We start from the raw sequence: 16,539 nt of genomic DNA, 5'->3' as shown, positions 1-16,539 counted from the left end.
ACAACCCACATGGATCTTTTTCCGCTTGCCACTCATCTTGTTATGCTACATTGCGAGCTTCATTCGTCGGTCATGTAGTGAACTACACTCCCTTCTCATTCAACTCACGGCTTTGCCTAACAAGCGATTGGCTGCGCTAACAGACTCACTGTTCAAACGGGTAAGTTTGAACGAGATGTATCGCAACTAATGGTGTTTACTTTCGCCAAAAGAATACTCATGAACTCATTACCCTAAGGTAAATTGTTCGGCACTTGATTTAAGTGTTTGAGAACTCAATTATTTATTTTGCATTAATCGTTAAATTAATACTATCAGCTTTCCAAATTTTTAAAGAACAAGCATCGCCGTAAAGGCGTGCCACTCGCTCTAACAAGAACAAGTTATCTGTGTGAACACTCAACAAACATCGAGTTAGTCGTATAGGTAAGGAGGTGATCCAGCCCCAGGTTCCCCTAGGGCTACCTTGTTACGACTTCACCCCAGTCATGAACCACACCGTGGTAAACGCCCTCCCGAAGGTTAAGCTATCTACTTCTGGTGCAGCCCACTCCCATGGTGTGACGGGCGGTGTGTACAAGGCCCGGGAACGTATTCACCGTGGCATTCTGATCCACGATTACTAGCGATTCCGACTTCATGGAGTCGAGTTGCAGACTCCAATCCGGACTACGACCGGCTTTCTGGGATTAGCTCCACCTCGCGGCTTCGCAACCCTCTGTACCGACCATTGTAGCACGTGTGTAGCCCTACTCGTAAGGGCCATGATGACTTGACGTCGTCCCCACCTTCCTCCGGTTTATCACCGGCAGTCTCCCTAAAGTTCCCGACATAACTCGCTGGCAAATAAGGATAAGGGTTGCGCTCGTTGCGGGACTTAACCCAACATTTCACAACACGAGCTGACGACAGCCATGCAGCACCTGTCTCACAGTTCCCGAAGGCACCAATCCATCTCTGGAAAGTTCTGTGGATGTCAAGAGTAGGTAAGGTTCTTCGCGTTGCATCGAATTAAACCACATGCTCCACCGCTTGTGCGGGCCCCCGTCAATTCATTTGAGTTTTAACCTTGCGGCCGTACTCCCCAGGCGGTCTACTTAATGCGTTAGCTTGGGAGCCCAGTAACTAAGTTACCAAACTCCGAGTAGACATCGTTTACGGCGTGGACTACCAGGGTATCTAATCCTGTTTGCTCCCCACGCTTTCGTACCTGAGCGTCAGTCTTTGTCCAGGGGGCCGCCTTCGCCACCGGTATTCCTTCAGATCTCTACGCATTTCACCGCTACACCTGAAATTCTACCCCCCTCTACAAGACTCTAGTTTGCCAGTTCCAAATGCAATTCCCAGGTTGAGCCCGGGGCTTTCACATCTGGCTTAACAAACCGCCTGCGTACGCTTTACGCCCAGTAATTCCGATTAACGCTTGCACCCCTCGTATTACCGCGGCTGCTGGCACGAAGTTAGCCGGTGCTTCTTCTGCGAGTAACGTCACAGCTAACGGTTATTAACCGTTAACCTTTCCTCCTCGCTGAAAGTGCTTTACAACCCGAAGGCCTTCTTCACACACGCGGCATGGCTGCATCAGGCTTTCGCCCATTGTGCAATATTCCCCACTGCTGCCTCCCGTAGGAGTCTGGGCCGTGTCTCAGTCCCAGTGTGGCTGATCATCCTCTCAGAACAGCTAGGGATCGTCGCCTAGGTGAGCCATTACCTCACCTACTAGCTAATCCCACCTAGACTCATCTAATCGCGAAAGGCCCGAAGGTCCCCTCCTTTCCCCCGTAGGGCGTATGCGGTATTAGCAGTCGTTTCCAACTGTTATCCCCCACGACTAGGCAGATATCTAGGCATTACTCACCCGTCCGCCGCTCGACAGCAAAGTAGCAAGCTACTTTCTGTTTCCGCTCGACTTGCATGTGTTAGGCCTGCCGCCAGCGTTCAATCTGAGCCATGATCAAACTCTTCAATTAAAGTTTTTTGTTCTCATCCGATTAAGAATGAAGAACGGCTCAATGAATTATACTGTTTATATAGTGAACCGAACTAAGTTCGATTCTATGAACACTCATTCATCGAGTAATATTTTTGATTGCTTACATCCCGAAGGACAAGAAAGCAATTTCGAATAACTCAACACCTGTGAGTGTCCACACAGATTTCTTGTTTTGAATTGTTAAAGAGCATCACACTATTGTGTGGCCGTTGACGCTTGGTCGTTGGCTTGAGGAGGCGTATTCTACACTCTCCGTGGTTGGCGTCAAGCGCTTATTTGAAGAAGTTTTTCAAGCGATGATTTCTTAATCAGCAGAGTGAAACACTCTCGTAAAAGAAACAAAACCCGAAGCCCTTAAAGCGTTTGTCACCTGAATCAAATCTCCAAAGAGTTTTGATTCAACCTCGACTCTTGTTTATAAACAGAGAAGAGGTACCGACTTGCTGCAAGTCCCACTCTATCTAGCGCTTACGCTGGGTAGATGGCCTGCTGTGCCGTGTTAGTGGATGCGCATTATAGGGAGTTCAGCCCAGAGCACAAGGGCTTTTTTACGAAAAAACGATCTTTTTTTAAAAGCCACTTTTAGCCACATCCTACGCACCACTTACCCCCTGACTTATCCACAAAAAAGCATTTTTTGATGGATAATCACGCAATTCAGACGGGGTCTTGATGGATGATAACTTCAGCATCATCGAAAGCGGCTCGTATTCTTGCTTCAGTTCTATCGGCAATAGCATGGGCCTCTCTTAAGCTTAACGAGCCCTCTATCTCAAGATGACATTGAATAAAGGTCGTCTTACCTGATTCACGGGTTCTCAAATCATGTATCCCTTTAACCTGTGGATCCTCTTGAGCAAGTTCTACAATTTTCAAACGAGTATCATTATCTAATTCTCTATCCAGTAGCGACTGGATAGAGCGATAACCGAGCTCTAACGCCTGTTGACCAATAAAGAGTGCAATTAAGATCGCAAATAGTCCATCGGCCCACCACCAACCATATTGTGCAAGTACAAGCGCTAACAGCACGGCCGCATTTAGAAATAAATCGGACTTATAATGGAGTGCGTCAGCTTCAACCACTGTACTTGATGTTGCCTCTACAGCTTTCTTCTGCAACATAACCAAAGCAAAAGTAAGCACGATAGCAATAATGGAGACAACAACACCTAACATGGCATGGTTAATCGGAGCAGGATTAATTAAACGATCTCCGCCATGGAATAGCAGCAAAAAAGCAGAACCTAAGATAAAGGCAGATTGAGCGAGTGCAGCTAGGGGTTCAGCCTTGCCATGACCATAACGGTGATCATGATCCGCAGGGACAATAGCATAGCGAATAGCAGCAAAGTTAACGAGTGAAGCAAGCCCATCGGCAAAAGAGTCAGTCAGTGAGGCTAACATGCTAGCAGAGCCAGAATATAGCCAGGCTGCCATTTTGATAATAACTAAGGTCAAGGCAGTAGCCACAGCTGCGCGGCTAGCTAACTTGACCCAGAAATCGTATTGGGAAGTTTGGGTCATAGGATCATATTACTATTAACTGTTCTACTGTTATTAGCAGGGGAAGAAGATGATCCTAAGTGTATCTTATATTATTGAGAAAAACCGACTCTAACGAGCAGATTTACCCTCTCCCCTCTTACTAATGTCTCCTTTCAAACTTCTCTTTAAACTTCACCTTTTGCTCAGGTGTTAAGAGTTGATAAACTTCATTTTGAATTTTCAGCATAGCCACTCCTTTTTCCTGTCGCTTCTGCTGTTTCTTCTCGATCAATGCTTGAGCCTTGGCTTCATCAAAATTGTCAGCACTGATGAGAGCAAAAAATTCAGAGCGGTGCGCTGAACGCTCCTCTTTAGATACTTGCTCCTCTTTCATTGCTTTTCTTTGCTCTTTGACTAAAGCCTTTATCTCTGCTTTTTGGGTATCAGTAAGATCTAACCCTCTAAACATCTTGCGGATATCACCGTGATGACCTGAACGCTCACCTTTCATATGGTGAGATTTTCCATGATGTTGATGATCATCTCCAGCATAGACCGACGATGCCATTAATGTCGTACTTGCTACTATGGCAAGCAGCCCAGCCTTTAAAGTATTCTTTTTCATTATTCTAGCCTCGTTAATATAAAGGGGAGAACCAGCTCTCCATTTTCAAAACCTAGTTTACCTAGCTCAATGTAAGTCAGGGTTTTAGTTTCGTAAAACACTGTAAATATCCTGCGTCAGTCTGTTTCACAACGCTTTTAGGCTGTCTTTACGTAGACTTACATTGATAAACTGCAATTGACACCTAACAAGGTATACTCAGCATGTAAGCAGACATTTTAAGGTTAACAATGAACCATATTTTATTGATTGATGACGATTTAGGTCTATCTGAGTTATTGGGCCAGCTTTTAGAGCTCGAAGGATTTAAGCTGACATTGGCCAATGATGGTGAAGCTGGATTAGCGCTGGCACTTGAGCAAAAGTTTGATCTGATCTTACTTGATGTGATGCTACCTAAGCTTAACGGCTTTGAAGTGTTAAAAGCTTTAAGAGTGAAAAAACAGACTCCAGTGCTAATGCTAACTGCGAGGGGGGATGAGATAGACCGCGTCGTTGGGCTTGAGATAGGCGCCGATGATTATCTACCAAAACCGTTTAATGACAGAGAGCTGATTGCCCGCATCAAGGCCATCATTCGCCGCACTAACCTGCAAATCGATGAAACTCAGCCTAGTATCCATGAATATGGTGATATTAAGCTAGATCCAAGTCGGCAAGAGGTCTACTGTCAGGATATGTTGCTGATTTTAACTGGCACTGAATTCACCCTACTTTTTGAGATGCTCCAAAATGGTGGCGAACTCATCAGCAAAGAGTTATTAAGTGAGAAGGTATTAGGTAAAAAACTTATGCCGTTTGATCGCAGCCTAGATATGCACCTTTCTAACTTACGTAAAAAGCTGCCTGATCGTACTGATGGCCGTCCTAGGGTCAAAACAATAAGAGGCAAAGGCTACATTTGGCTTCCATAATATCGCCGGACAAGATCCCTAATAGAATATTCATCAAGCTGCTGCTTGGCTTCTGGCTCTGCAGCTCTATTATCATCGCGACGGTAGGACTGCTACCTTTATTACAGCAAAATCACGACCGAGCACCGCTTCCCCCCCACTTAGAGAAGCTGCTCTCTAAATTTGCAGATCGAATTAGCAACCAGCCTCAGTTACTCGAAGCTGGAAAACTTAGCCGCCTAACACATCGCCGCAACTTTAAAGGCAAGCCTGTTCGTCTCTATTTGGTCAACGATCAAGGTAGGGTGATCAATACGGACAAAGTTTCTCGCGGAATGCGCCGCTTTATGCTGATGGCAGAAGAGGCTAACCAACCTATCAGCCATCAGTTCAAGAATGAGCTATTATTTGGCCCTTACAACTTTGATGTTACTGGTAAGCAATACTCTCTCTATGGGCGCTTTGCCGATCACCACCCAAGGCCTTGGTTTTTCTTCTTAGCCGAAAATAAATTACTGACATTGAGCCTAGCGATCGCTCTATCTGGACTACTTTGTGGCCTACTTGCTTGGCACTTAGGCAAACCACTACGAACGCTGAGATTAAGTGCAGACTCATTAGCCGCTGGTGATTTAACAAATCGTGTCGATGATGCAACAACTCAACGTAAAGATGAAATAGGGCTACTTGCTCAAGCTTTTAATGGCATGGCAGACTCTGTTGAAAATATGGTTAACAGTCAACAAAGGCTGATAAGTGACATCTCACACGAACTTAGAACGCCATTAACACGGTTACAGCTCGCCCTAGCACTCGCTCGAAAAAAGGGAGTTGATACAGCAGAGACTCAACGTATCGGTTATGAAGCTGAGCAGTTGGAGTTGATGATTGCCGAGCTGTTAGAGCTCTCTCGGGTAAAGCTCAATAGGCACGATATTAAACACCTAGTTTCACTCAATGAAACCTTAAATCAGGTGCTAGATGATGCAGATTTCGAGGCATCTCAACAGGGAAAGCGGCTGGTCATCGATATTGATGATGCGATAACACTGCCCACAAACCCTAGGCCTCTTGCGAGGGCGATAGAGAACTTACTAAGAAATGCCATTAGCTATGCAGAGATGGAGATTAATATTATCGCCCAAGCGGCAGGTAACCAAATTATCATAACGATTAGCGATGATGGTCCTGGCATCGAGAATAAGCAAGATCTACACGAGATTTTCAAACCTTTCTACCGACCTCAAAGTGCCCGTGAACGAGAATCAGGTGGTTGGGGGCTCGGCTTAGCCATAGCCAAGGCTGCAATCGATGCTCACCAAGGCGAGATCACGGCTCAAAATCGTGCCTCTCAAGGGTTAGAGATCATCATTAAGCTGCCGAGTTGATTATGGTTACTTGATGCTTCTCTCTATGCTTGGCAGACAACCAAGCAGCGAATGCCAGTTTAGTGGGGATCCTCCTATCGGAGTGTCCCATTAACTGGCTCAATGCATAACTGAATTGATAGTAAAGTTGCACATCGCCAAAATGTTTATCAGCATCATCACTATTAATCATCGCACCTCGTAAGTAATTCATAACCAGCTCGACTCTATCAAAACCAGCCACCTCTCCAATATCCAAGATCATACGCTTATTCAAACTTACGTACTCCTCATATAGCGTCTCAAAGCGCAGGCGAAGTAACTCATTCGCTTGATTAAGCAGATCTTGGTTTGGCATGACCCTGTCAACGACAAATCGCTTCTCTGACAAGGTGTAATATAGGCGGTTACAGTGATGATACAAAAAGCACGTTAATGGATCTTGATGCTCCTTAAGATCTTGCTTTGCCAACCCAAGCCAATACTCATATTCACAACAGGAAACAGCGAGGATTAAATCTGCCTCTGTCGTAAAATGATTATAGATAGTCCCCTTCGAAATTTGACTGGCGTTAACTAAATGCGAGCGATAAAGATCGAAAGTTTTATGCCCCTGAAGGCAACGTTGAGCGACTTGCACTAAGTACTGTTCCCGCTGTTTCCAACTGCTCATATCGACCTCATCACACTTTTTAGTTTGATAATTTATTAACGTCACAGTTACAAGGTAACAAGCTTTGGTACATTCAGATATTGAGTAATACTGATACCACTATGAATAAAATCAATATCTGATGTTAAAAATCGAATTGCTTGAAAGCTTCATTGCTATCGCCGAGAGTGGCAACCTATCAAAAGCAGCTGAGAAAATATGTCGTACTCAATCAGCATTAAGCTTACAGATTAAGAAATTAGAGGAGAGTGTTGGTCAGCCTTTACTCCACCGTGACAACAAGGGCGTCACTCTTACCGCTTCAGGAAAGACACTGCTTAATTATGCTTATAAGATGATGCAACTGAGTTCAAAAGCACTCGATGACCTGAAGGAGTGTCAGAACCGAGAATCTATACGTTTAGGCGTTCCTACCGATTACATCAACCGTTACCTTGGTAGCTGCTTATTAGAGTTTATTCGCGAATTCACCTGTATAGAGTTAATTATCGATACTGATGTCAGCGGTAATCTCTATAAACGTTTACATAATGGTGAGTTTGATCTGATTGTCGCCACTCACTGGCATCCACCAGCAGCAGGCCATGGCGAATTGCTATTTGAACGTCGTTTTCATTGGGTCGCCGCAAAAGGTGGCAACGCCCATAAACGGGAGACAATACCTATGGCGCTGTACCCCGAAAATTGCCCCATCCGAGCTCAGGTGTTTGCCAATCACCAAATCTCAATGCGTCCAATGAGCGTACTGCTATCGACTCCCTCACCAGCAGCCATGTGTATGGCAGTGGAAAACGATCTGGTAATAGCTCCTATTGCAGAGTTTCGCATTAACGATAAAATGCAGATCATCGATCCCGTAGAGCACAACATTCCCTCACTACCAGTCTTCAATGAGTCTTTGTATCTCAACCCTGATACACAAACCGAAGCAACCAATCAGTTAATCGACTTAATCAAAGCGAACGTAAAAGAGCTAGGTGAAGTGCCACTTAATTAAGAGCTCTACACTCAAGACTTTAACGAGGCTAATCGATAATGACTTAGCCCCGATGTTTTTAATGATTAGGGGTCACCATTTAACTTTTGTTAAGTCACATTGGATAACTTCGCCACGCTTGGCCGGGGTTCCAGGGTGCTTAGCTGATTCACATAAAAGCGTCGTGCCGTAATCATTTCTGGTGTCATGGGCATTACTTCTTGCCCAAACAGAGACTATGGCTCGCTCTTCTGGGCTAGCCTCACATTGACCATCAATATCAAAAGCATGAATGGTATTTTGATGGAAATAGGTAAGTGAGTCTTGAGCATTACTCCCCGAAAGCCACATCGTTTGTGAGTTATGCTGCCCCTCATCAAATTGCACACGACGAACTTTACTGTCCTCTTTAACCGTTCTAATTAAAGGCGAGTCTTCTCTTATTGCCATCGTTCTAAACTGGTTGGCACAAGCCGGAGTGCGCATATTGTAGTACATCTCTGAGACAGCATGATTATGGAACGGATACAAGGAGTTCACTGCCTGCACTGTCATGCCAATCTCTGCACCGACCTTTTCACCATTGATTTCATCAATGCGTAATAGTCCCCAATGGCCAAAGATTTCAGCGTAAGCATAACCACCGCGAATGTTATTAAAGTTCTTATCATTACGCTCGCTTTCTTCAGCATACATAGGGAACCAGCCCGCCGATGCCCAGAGGTTTGGCAATGCATTAGCACTAATATCATGTGGGAATACCGCAGGCATTTTAATTTCACTACCTGTTACCATTTTATAAAAATTTTCAGTGAAGCTCTTCCCATATTGCTGCACCTCTTTATCAGTCACCTGCTTATCAAAAAACTGTTTGAATGTGGTGCGATTAATCCATTGAGCAACTTCAGAGCGGCTCTCTAATTCACCACCAGGACTATAAATCCAACTCACATCTTCACGAGCGCCAAAACACTTCTTCGCTGCATCAGCGTTATTAATCACTTGATAGACATTCTTAACCATCAGTTTCATATCACGACGATCCATCACGCACATGTGCTGACCACCTTCAGTAGAATCTACCATTGCAATATCTGAATTTAAGCAACCACTGTTTTGATCATTAGTTAATGCTTCGGCGTAAGCTCGTAAATAAGTAAGTGTTTCCTCCCAGAGAATATCAATATACTTTTGATCTTGTGCACTATACTGCGGGGACTCTCCCAAACATTGAAACTTAGCATTCTCAATATCATTCATATCCAGAAAATCTGGTAACTCACTAGCCACTAAAACATTAGAGAATAGTAAGCCGCTAAACAACACCATGTATTTCATTGCTATTACCCTGTATCTAATTTCATTATAAAGATCATCTAATAACGAAACGATACCGATGGAATCTATTCCAAAAATATAGCTCTCCCTTACTTCTACATACGTGGTGCTATAGGGATCACAGTTATCAAATCAAAGTGGCAAATCTAGGTATAACGTCAAGCAAAAATAAGATTAAGGTAAAAATAGAAAAGGCTACCTAAGTAGCCTTTTTATGCAGGGAGAAATAAACAGATAAGGTTTACGTATCAATTTCTTACAAGAGTGAATACCTACTCTTTATGCTTGTCATACTTGAAGGTATGGCAATTACTGCAAATTGGCTTCTTAGCTTCATGCTCACCATGACACTCGATACAGGGAAGCTCTTTACCGTAATGCAGATTATTGTGAGGGTTTTGCCACTTATCCTCTTCACTTCGTGCTGTTTCTTCAGCCAGTTCGTCCACATCATGACACTGCAGACAAGCCTGATCTGAAGGGTAATTCTTCACACCTTGATCGTGGCAGCTCTTGCAATCCTTGCCGATCACCTCTTTGTGGTAATCACGTTGCTCAATCGCTTGTGCTGATAAGCTTACTAATCCAGCTAAGACAAGGCCAAGCATCAATTTATACATTTTCATTTGTCAGTCCTCTCATTGGCCTATTAACTTAAGCTTGCATCATGATGCGAGCAGCAGTCATCCCCATCACCATACATTCAGGAATCGAGCAGCTACCTAATCGGCTAACACCATGAATACCACCACATACTTCACCCGCTGCGTATAAACCTGAGATAGGTTTACCTGTTAGGCTATCTTTCACTTCAGCGTTGGTGTTGATCTGCACGCCGCCTTGGCAGTAATGCACTTTTGGCCATAAACGAACCACTGTGAAAGGTGCTTGGATAAACTTACCCTTAGCTTCAGTCATATTCTTGCCGAACTGTGGATCACTTTGCGTCTTAACGTAGTCGTTATACTCAGCAATCTGCTTTTTAAGCGGCGCTAATGGCACGTCAAAATGTTTAGCTAAGGCGTCTATTGAGTCGAACTTCCAACCGACATTGTATTTCAATACTTTCTTAGTATTCGGATGCTGCTTAGAATCTTCATAGCTAGTGATTAAAATCGGAGGCAGCGGATTACCTTGTGCATCGCGACAGTTCAACTCTGCATCAGCACGGGTCTTACGATCAGCAATTTCATTCATGAAGCGCTTACCGGTTAAACGGTCTATCGCGATTGAATGTGGAAAGTTATAGATAGAGTAGTTCGATACATAACCAAAACCACCTTCATCTGGTGATGCCCATGGCCCAGACTGGATATGCGCCAAGTGGACCGGAACAGCTCCTAGACGGAACATTTCGAACATCCCTTCACCAGTAGCGCCAGGTGCGTTAGTGCAGCCCACCTCAGCAGTTAATGTTGGGTCTTGTGCCATACGCATATTGATATTTTGAGCAAAGCCCCCCGTCGCCATGATCACGCCGCGCCTAGCTTTAATACGGACTAATTTGCCTGATTCTGGCTTATCGAAGTAGTAACCTTCGCGCATTTTAACGCCTACAACACCGCCTTTTTCATCTAAAATAAAACCATCAAATTTAGCGCGGTTATGGGTATGAACCCCAAGCTTGCGGCACTCTTGCAATAGCGGCTGGGTTATACCAGCACCACAGCTGACCGTCGTTTGGTAAGTACGTGCTACGGAGTGACCACCAAGTTGTTGTAGGTATGGGTGATATTCGGAGCCAGCATCTAGCGTCATCTGCAGAGCTTCGACAGCATGCTCTGCAACATGGCGAAGCAGTGCTTCATCAGCAATACCACGGCCAGCCGCTAGCTGATCCGCGACCATAGTATCAACAGAGTCTTTAACGCCCTCTTGCTTTTGCATTGGCGTATCAGGTGCTGCAAATAAGCCACCATTAATTGCTGAATTACCGCCAAAGTAAGACATTTTCTCAAAAATATGAACGTCTTTTGCGCCTTTGCGTGTCGCTTCAATTGCAGCAGCTAAACCTGCAAAGCCTGAACCGATAATTAGAACTTCAACCTCTTTGTCCCATTTAACGCCATTCGCATTTTCAGAAACGGCTAACGCTGGTGCAGCCATTGCGACACCTGCAGCCGCTCCCATTCCTTTGATGAAATTACGGCGTCCTAGCAGATCTTTATTGCTCATCTGTCATCACCCATTTTAGTTTTAATTGACTCATGAAGCATAAAGGTGGAATCAGTTCCAAAACGGGAGTAACAACAACTGTTGCACTCAATTAAAACCGTTGAAGTGTAAAACTTGAGGCTAAGTCAAAATTATCCAATTTCACCACTATGAGTAACGGATAGGAATGAGTTCCAAAATGGAAGCTAGCTCCTTAAATAGAGGAAACACGAGCATGGTTTGAAATGATACCAATCAGTATAGATAAGTGCTCTACTCAGAGTCTTTTGGCAAGCTAATTCAAGGCGAATAAATGACGGAACGGTTATTCCCTTGTGAGTTTATTCAACGCAGAAGTAGGCAGCCAAAAACACTCCTTGCAGGCGAGTTTTAGCGCCTCCGATGCAGTGTTAACGAGCTTAAACGTAGAATAACTATGTTTCTCACTCGTTGCCTTGCCTCAGAAGCGCTAAATTCTCGCTGAGCGATCACATCTTTATACCGATTGGTATGACTGTTAAGCTGTGGCAATTAACGGCTCGAAAAAATGATCACTCGGTATGGAACTGGAAGATATCTATCGGCAAGATCTTAGCTTGCTTATCGCACTACAAATTTTAGTTGAGGAGTGCAGCGTCACTCAGGCAGCCAAGCGTTTGCACTTAAGCCAATCAGCAACCAGCCGTATTCTATCTCGCCTACGTGAGATGCTGGGCGACCCACTGTTTTCTCGCGTAGGTCAAAAGCTGGTACCGACTCAGTTTGCCCTAGATTGCTACCAACAGCTGCAACAACCTACTGGTCAGTTGATTGAAATGCTCAGTCCTAAAGCCTTTGTGCCAAACGAATGTCAGCAGCATTTTACTTTAGCAGCAACAGATTATGCGATGCAGGCTCTGATCCCTTTCATTCTGCCCGATATCTATAACAAAGCCCCCAATATCAAGTTAGAGATCATTCCTGTTCAACATAGAGAGCTGCAATCACAGCTGAGTGTACAGGGGGCAGATATGGCTATCTGCCGAGCCATAGGCCAAACGCAACAACTGAATCAGACATTTTTAGGAAGAGTAGGGGTGAGCTGTTTATTATCAGCAGAGCACCCTCTTGCGCATCAAGCATTAACTTTAGAGGATTATCTGCATTTTCCACACGCAACCATAGCCATCAGCGATGGAGTCAAAGCCCTACTCGACGCTGCAATAGCAAGTTATCCCCCAAGAGATGAGTTACTGCGTACTCCCCACTTAGACAGTGCTTTGGCACTTCTACAATTTCACCCCGCAATTATCACACTGCCAGCAGGTATCGCCGAACTGGCCGCTTTAAAACATAGACTCAGGGTAAAACCCCTTCCCTTCGATATTCCCCCTTTAGATTACAACCTATTTTGGCACTCAAGGGCAGAACTTGATAAAGCACAACAGTGGTTAAGAGAAGAGATATCAAACTCAATACGCAGACTGCTAAAAGCTGAATAACCATCAGTGTTCCAGCCCCCCCCCCCTACACCATCCGTGGCGTTCGGGGATAAGTATATCCCTATACAACCCCCCTCCTACACCATCCTTGGCTTTCGGGGATAAGTATATCCCTATACAAATACTGCTCGTACTCCATCCATGGCGAGCAGCATAGGTGTTCCAAACACAAGCCCCCTCCTACGCCGTCCCTGGCGCTCGGGGATAATTATATCCCTATACAAAAAAGCCCCGCAGGTAGCGGGGCTTCATTTGATATGACACTCAAGAAAAATAACTACTTAACTTTATAAGTAATTGTTCCCGTCTGGGTATCACCCTCTTTTGTGGTGTAGCTATAATCAAAAGTCATACTGTTCTCACTTCCAACTACATCATCATTAAGATTAAGGTATGTATAGTTTGAATAGCGATAACCAGAATCCAAACTCGTACCAACCTGTGGATAATAATAGTTAGCACTGATATTTTCATTTTGAGCGGCTTTCAACATAAACTCTTTACTTGTTGAATACAGCTGACCATCAACTACTACTCTAATTTCTCTGTGGTAATCCTGAACGACTCCATTATTAGTGTATGACTTTAATGTGAAAATGAGTTCTTCAAGATTGTTAATAGAAGTTGGCGTATAAAGTCTTACATTACCACTTCCCCCACACCAGCTACAATTTACCACTACATCAGCTGTATTTTTTGCAACAATTAAAGCGCCATTAGTCGTGTAATTTCGATTATCCAACACAACATCATTCACATTAAATGCAGACTTAGAAACAGTAAACCCTTCAGAATCATCGCTATAGACATTTTGCTCTTCATCGGCAATCACATTAACTAGGTCACCAACGCGGTACTGGTACTCCCCATCAGCTAACTCTGCAGCTGGAGAAGCTGTTAATTTGGTGCCATTAAGCATAAGTTCAACACTAGTACCTACCGACTTTGGAGCATGCATAACATAAGTAGTACCTGGAGTAATCCCTTGATCGTTCTGAGTATTACCAGGAATGATAGTCATAGCATCCGTTGCCATAAGCTCAACACTTGTCTGCACATTGTCTTCTTCAACTAAAGCAACAGGAGCCGAATAGAAGACCTCAAGAGATGAATCTTTTACATTGTTAGAAAGAACCTCAATTGATGGAGATTCATAACTAAATGTTGATAAGTTCACTGCTAAATTCAACTCACCCTCTACCACTTCAGTTCTAAAAACTCGATATTGAGAACCAGAGATAGAAACTCTGTATTGCTGTTCAAACTCTGTTTCATAGATACTCATTTCAGCACTGGTATAATGTAACTCTCCAACCTGAAAGCTAGGAATCTCTACATTAAGCCAACCGCGATAGGCTGCTTCTAATACATACTGGCCAGTCACAGAGTCATAATCAAAATAGGCATTGCCATGGTCATTATTTTCCGAGGAGACTCGCGCATCCTCTAACACTTCACCCTGCTCATTTAATATAGTTAATCGTAAATTGTATTCATTTAACTGATTAATCTCTTTAAGATAAAGCGTATCTTCAGCCCAAACTTTACTTGAACTCAGTAGTTGAGATGCTAAGCCGCTCTGCCCAAGCTCTAACTCAAAATCATTAACGCCATCACTATCAATGTCGAGTTCTGCATGAATCTCTGTAGGGATCCCCTCAGCCAATATCAACTTATATTCACCAGTTTCCTTGGTGAAACCTGCAAACTCTTCTGGTTGTTGCAGCACTAAATTATGTATGTTGTACCCTTGATGCTCCACTTCATATAGAGGGTATACAGCAAGATCTTCAACAAAAATATTCTCGCCGGTCTGCAATAAAGTCAGAACCTTCTCTTTAGGTTTGCCCACAAGGATCTCACCTAAATCTTGATTTACAACCTGTCCTTGACCAGAATGTCTAGTTATAGACTTATATGTCATAGCAACAAAAGCTTCTGAAGGGCTTTCTACCTTTAAGGTGAAATCACTATAGGCAGGTTGCTTCTCCAGTAAAATTTTAGCATCTGATATAGGCACAGGCGTCGACCACTCGCCAGCAAACTTAATTGAAACCTGAGCATCGGACAGGTCCACATCATCTGTCGCCCCTTTCAAGGTTCCCGATAAAGTGATGGGAAGTGCATTAGTGGTATTTTGATCTTGCAGTAATTGATTCTGTGCTTCTAAAGCTGCAACAACATCATCGTTATTATTGTTATCTTCAACTTCGAGACAGCCAGACATAGATAGCGCAGCTGAAACAGCTAACGCTAATTTAATATGGTTAGACATTAAATACTTCCTTATATTTTTATTATGAGAATTTCATTCAACTAAATGAATGAGCCAACGGTTAATAGAGCGCTGAATATTTCCCTTAAATAACAGACTCAAAAAAACAACCAAAAGGCAACAGAAAAATAACAAAGAAATACTGGAATAACAACAAAATAAGAGAGAGGAAAAAGTAAAAAAGAGAGATTCGCTAAATCATACTTATGACTTAGCGAATGCTTTTGAAGAAACAAGTTTTACAAGTGATTTAAAACTCTAAATTTCGAATTGATCCACTTACTCTAAGAGCTTAAAGCTTAACGAGCACTCGACCAGTCACTTCGCCTTTAACAATCTTACCTGCAAATTCAGGAACTTGATCAAGAGTAATCGTTTGTCCAGCTTGTTGGTAATAGCTTTCAGGTAGTAAGGATAAAACTTGCTCCCAAGCCTTTTGACGCTTCTCAAACGGGCAGGAAACAGAGTCAACACCAAGCAGACTCACGCCGCGAAGAATAAATGGCATCACTGTAGTTGGCAGTGCAAAACCACCAGCAAGACCACATATGGCAGCTGCGCCACCATAGTTCATCTGGGCTAACGCAGTCGCAAGAACTTTATTACCTACCGTGTCGATAACTCCCGCCCAACGCTGTTTTTCAAGCGGTCTGGCATCTTGCTCTAGCTCGCTACGCTCCATCACTTCTGCTGCGCCAAGGGACTTAAGTAGCTCGCTGTTCTCTTCAGCTCGGCCTGTACTGGCAACAACTTTATAGCCAAGTCTCGCAAGCAAAGTAACAGCGACAGAGCCCACACCACCACTAGCACCAGTAACTAAGATCTCACCAGAATCAGGTTGGATATTCGCAGTCTGCAGGGCCTGTACACATAACATCGCCGTTAGACCTGCAGTTCCTATCATCATCGCTTTTTCAGCATCACAAGCTTCTGGCATTGGCACTAACCAGTCGGCATTGACGCGTGCTTTTTCTGCCATGCCACCCCAATGATTCTCTCCAACACCCCAGCCCGTAAGGATCACCCGATCGCCCGCTTTATAACGCTTGTCTGAAGATTCAACCACCACGCCAGCAAAATCGATACCAGGCACCATAGGGAAGTTACGAATAATTCGACCCGTTCCGGTTACCGCTAAACCATCTTTATAGTTCAGTGATGAACATGAAACATCCACCAGCACTTCACCTTCGGGTAGATCCGATACCTGAAGCTGGCCAACATTTGCCAGGGTAGATTTACCCTCTTGAGTTAATATAAGTGCATTGAACATGAT

12 protein-coding genes and 1 rRNA gene are annotated in these 16,539 nt (G+C 43.9%); 4 read left to right on the top strand and 9 right to left on the bottom strand.

Features of this window, described 5'->3' with window-relative positions; translation table 11 throughout:
- Positions 1–427 precede the first annotated feature (427 nt).
- The 3 genes from SWOO_RS01450 to SWOO_RS01440 form a co-directional block, all read right to left on the bottom strand.
- Positions 428–1,970, bottom strand: a 16S ribosomal RNA gene (locus SWOO_RS01450).
- A 680-nt stretch (positions 1,971–2,650) separates the two neighbouring features.
- A complete protein-coding gene (fieF, locus tag SWOO_RS01445; protein ID WP_012322933.1) occupies positions 2,651–3,520 on the bottom strand; it encodes a cation efflux pump FieF in 870 nt (289 codons plus the stop codon).
- A gap of 121 nt (positions 3,521–3,641) precedes the next feature.
- On the bottom strand, positions 3,642–4,106 hold the full coding sequence (locus tag SWOO_RS01440) for a Spy/CpxP family protein refolding chaperone (protein WP_012322932.1): 465 nt from the start codon (positions 4,104–4,106) through the stop codon (positions 3,642–3,644).
- Positions 4,107–4,336: 230 nt separating this feature from the next.
- On the opposite strand from SWOO_RS01440, the gene SWOO_RS01435 reads away from it, so the two are divergent.
- Together SWOO_RS01435 and SWOO_RS01430 are read left to right on the top strand one after the other, a co-directional pair.
- Positions 4,337–5,020, top strand: a complete 684-nt coding sequence (locus SWOO_RS01435) for a response regulator (protein ID WP_012322931.1) — start codon at positions 4,337–4,339, stop codon at positions 5,018–5,020.
- Positions 5,008–6,387 (top strand): ATP-binding protein, encoded by a 1,380-nt coding sequence (locus SWOO_RS01430; RefSeq protein ID WP_012322930.1) that lies wholly within the window; start codon positions 5,008–5,010, stop codon positions 6,385–6,387. The genes SWOO_RS01435 and SWOO_RS01430 overlap by 13 nt, the downstream gene beginning before the upstream one ends.
- Here SWOO_RS01430 and SWOO_RS01425 read toward each other — a convergent pair.
- Positions 6,371–7,039 (bottom strand): TetR family transcriptional regulator, encoded by a 669-nt coding sequence (locus SWOO_RS01425; protein ID WP_012322929.1) that lies wholly within the window; start codon positions 7,037–7,039, stop codon positions 6,371–6,373. The two genes, SWOO_RS01430 and SWOO_RS01425, sit on opposite strands and share 17 nt — an antisense overlap.
- A 121-nt stretch (positions 7,040–7,160) precedes the next feature.
- On the opposite strand from SWOO_RS01425, the gene SWOO_RS01420 reads away from it, so the two are divergent.
- Entirely contained in the window at positions 7,161–8,036 is an 876-nt protein-coding gene (locus tag SWOO_RS01420; RefSeq protein WP_012322928.1) for a LysR family transcriptional regulator, read from the top strand.
- Between the two features lie 72 nt (positions 8,037–8,108).
- Here the strand turns inward: SWOO_RS01420 and SWOO_RS01415 are convergent, their stop codons facing one another.
- The 3 genes from SWOO_RS01415 to SWOO_RS01405 form a co-directional block, all read right to left on the bottom strand.
- Complete coding sequence (locus tag SWOO_RS01415; protein ID WP_012322927.1) at positions 8,109–9,353, bottom strand: cupin domain-containing protein; 1,245 nt, start codon at positions 9,351–9,353, stop codon at positions 8,109–8,111.
- A 272-nt stretch (positions 9,354–9,625) separates the two neighbouring features.
- Positions 9,626–9,979, bottom strand: coding sequence for a cytochrome c3 family protein (locus SWOO_RS01410; protein ID WP_012322926.1), 354 nt, complete (start codon positions 9,977–9,979; stop codon positions 9,626–9,628).
- Between the two features lie 28 nt (positions 9,980–10,007).
- Positions 10,008–11,528 (bottom strand): flavocytochrome c, encoded by a 1,521-nt coding sequence (locus tag SWOO_RS01405; RefSeq protein WP_012322925.1) that lies wholly within the window; start codon positions 11,526–11,528, stop codon positions 10,008–10,010.
- A 539-nt stretch (positions 11,529–12,067) separates the two neighbouring features.
- Here SWOO_RS01405 and SWOO_RS01400 point away from each other — a divergent pair.
- Complete coding sequence (locus tag SWOO_RS01400) at positions 12,068–12,988, top strand: LysR family transcriptional regulator (RefSeq protein ID WP_012322924.1); 921 nt, start codon at positions 12,068–12,070, stop codon at positions 12,986–12,988.
- A gap of 277 nt (positions 12,989–13,265) precedes the next feature.
- Here SWOO_RS01400 and SWOO_RS01395 read toward each other — a convergent pair whose 3' ends face one another.
- Entirely contained in the window at positions 13,266–15,263 is a 1,998-nt protein-coding gene (locus tag SWOO_RS01395; RefSeq protein ID WP_012322923.1) for a hypothetical protein, read from the bottom strand.
- Between the two features lie 292 nt (positions 15,264–15,555).
- Complete coding sequence (gene acuI, locus SWOO_RS01390; RefSeq protein WP_012322922.1) at positions 15,556–16,536, bottom strand: acrylyl-CoA reductase (NADPH); 981 nt, start codon at positions 16,534–16,536, stop codon at positions 15,556–15,558.
- Positions 16,537–16,539: the final 3 nt, after the last annotated feature.

The organism is Shewanella woodyi ATCC 51908, from assembly GCF_000019525.1.
Taxonomy (GTDB): Bacteria; Pseudomonadota; Gammaproteobacteria; order Enterobacterales; family Shewanellaceae; genus Shewanella; species Shewanella woodyi.
This window is presented reverse-complemented; position numbering and strand designations above follow the sequence as displayed.

Bases quoted from the DNA above. Each gene is read 5' to 3' on its own strand.
- fieF (WP_012322933.1), bottom strand. From the start codon at position 3,520: ATGACCCAAACTTCCCAATACGATTTCTGGGTCAAGTTAGCTAGCCGC.
- SWOO_RS01440 (WP_012322932.1), bottom strand. From the start codon at position 4,106: ATGAAAAAGAATACTTTAAAGGCTGGGCTGCTTGCCATAGTAGCAAGT.
- SWOO_RS01435 (WP_012322931.1), top strand. From the start codon at position 4,337: ATGAACCATATTTTATTGATTGATGACGATTTAGGTCTATCTGAGTTA.
- SWOO_RS01425 (WP_012322929.1), bottom strand. From the start codon at position 7,039: ATGAGCAGTTGGAAACAGCGGGAACAGTACTTAGTGCAAGTCGCTCAA.
- SWOO_RS01420 (WP_012322928.1), top strand. From the start codon at position 7,161: ATGTTAAAAATCGAATTGCTTGAAAGCTTCATTGCTATCGCCGAGAGT.
- SWOO_RS01415 (WP_012322927.1), bottom strand. From the start codon at position 9,353: ATGAAATACATGGTGTTGTTTAGCGGCTTACTATTCTCTAATGTTTTA.
- SWOO_RS01410 (WP_012322926.1), bottom strand. From the start codon at position 9,979: ATGAAAATGTATAAATTGATGCTTGGCCTTGTCTTAGCTGGATTAGTA.
- SWOO_RS01405 (WP_012322925.1), bottom strand. From the start codon at position 11,528: ATGAGCAATAAAGATCTGCTAGGACGCCGTAATTTCATCAAAGGAATG.
- SWOO_RS01400 (WP_012322924.1), top strand. From the start codon at position 12,068: ATGGAACTGGAAGATATCTATCGGCAAGATCTTAGCTTGCTTATCGCA.
- SWOO_RS01395 (WP_012322923.1), bottom strand. From the start codon at position 15,263: ATGTCTAACCATATTAAATTAGCGTTAGCTGTTTCAGCTGCGCTATCT.
- acuI (WP_012322922.1), bottom strand. From the start codon at position 16,536: ATGTTCAATGCACTTATATTAACTCAAGAGGGTAAATCTACCCTGGCA.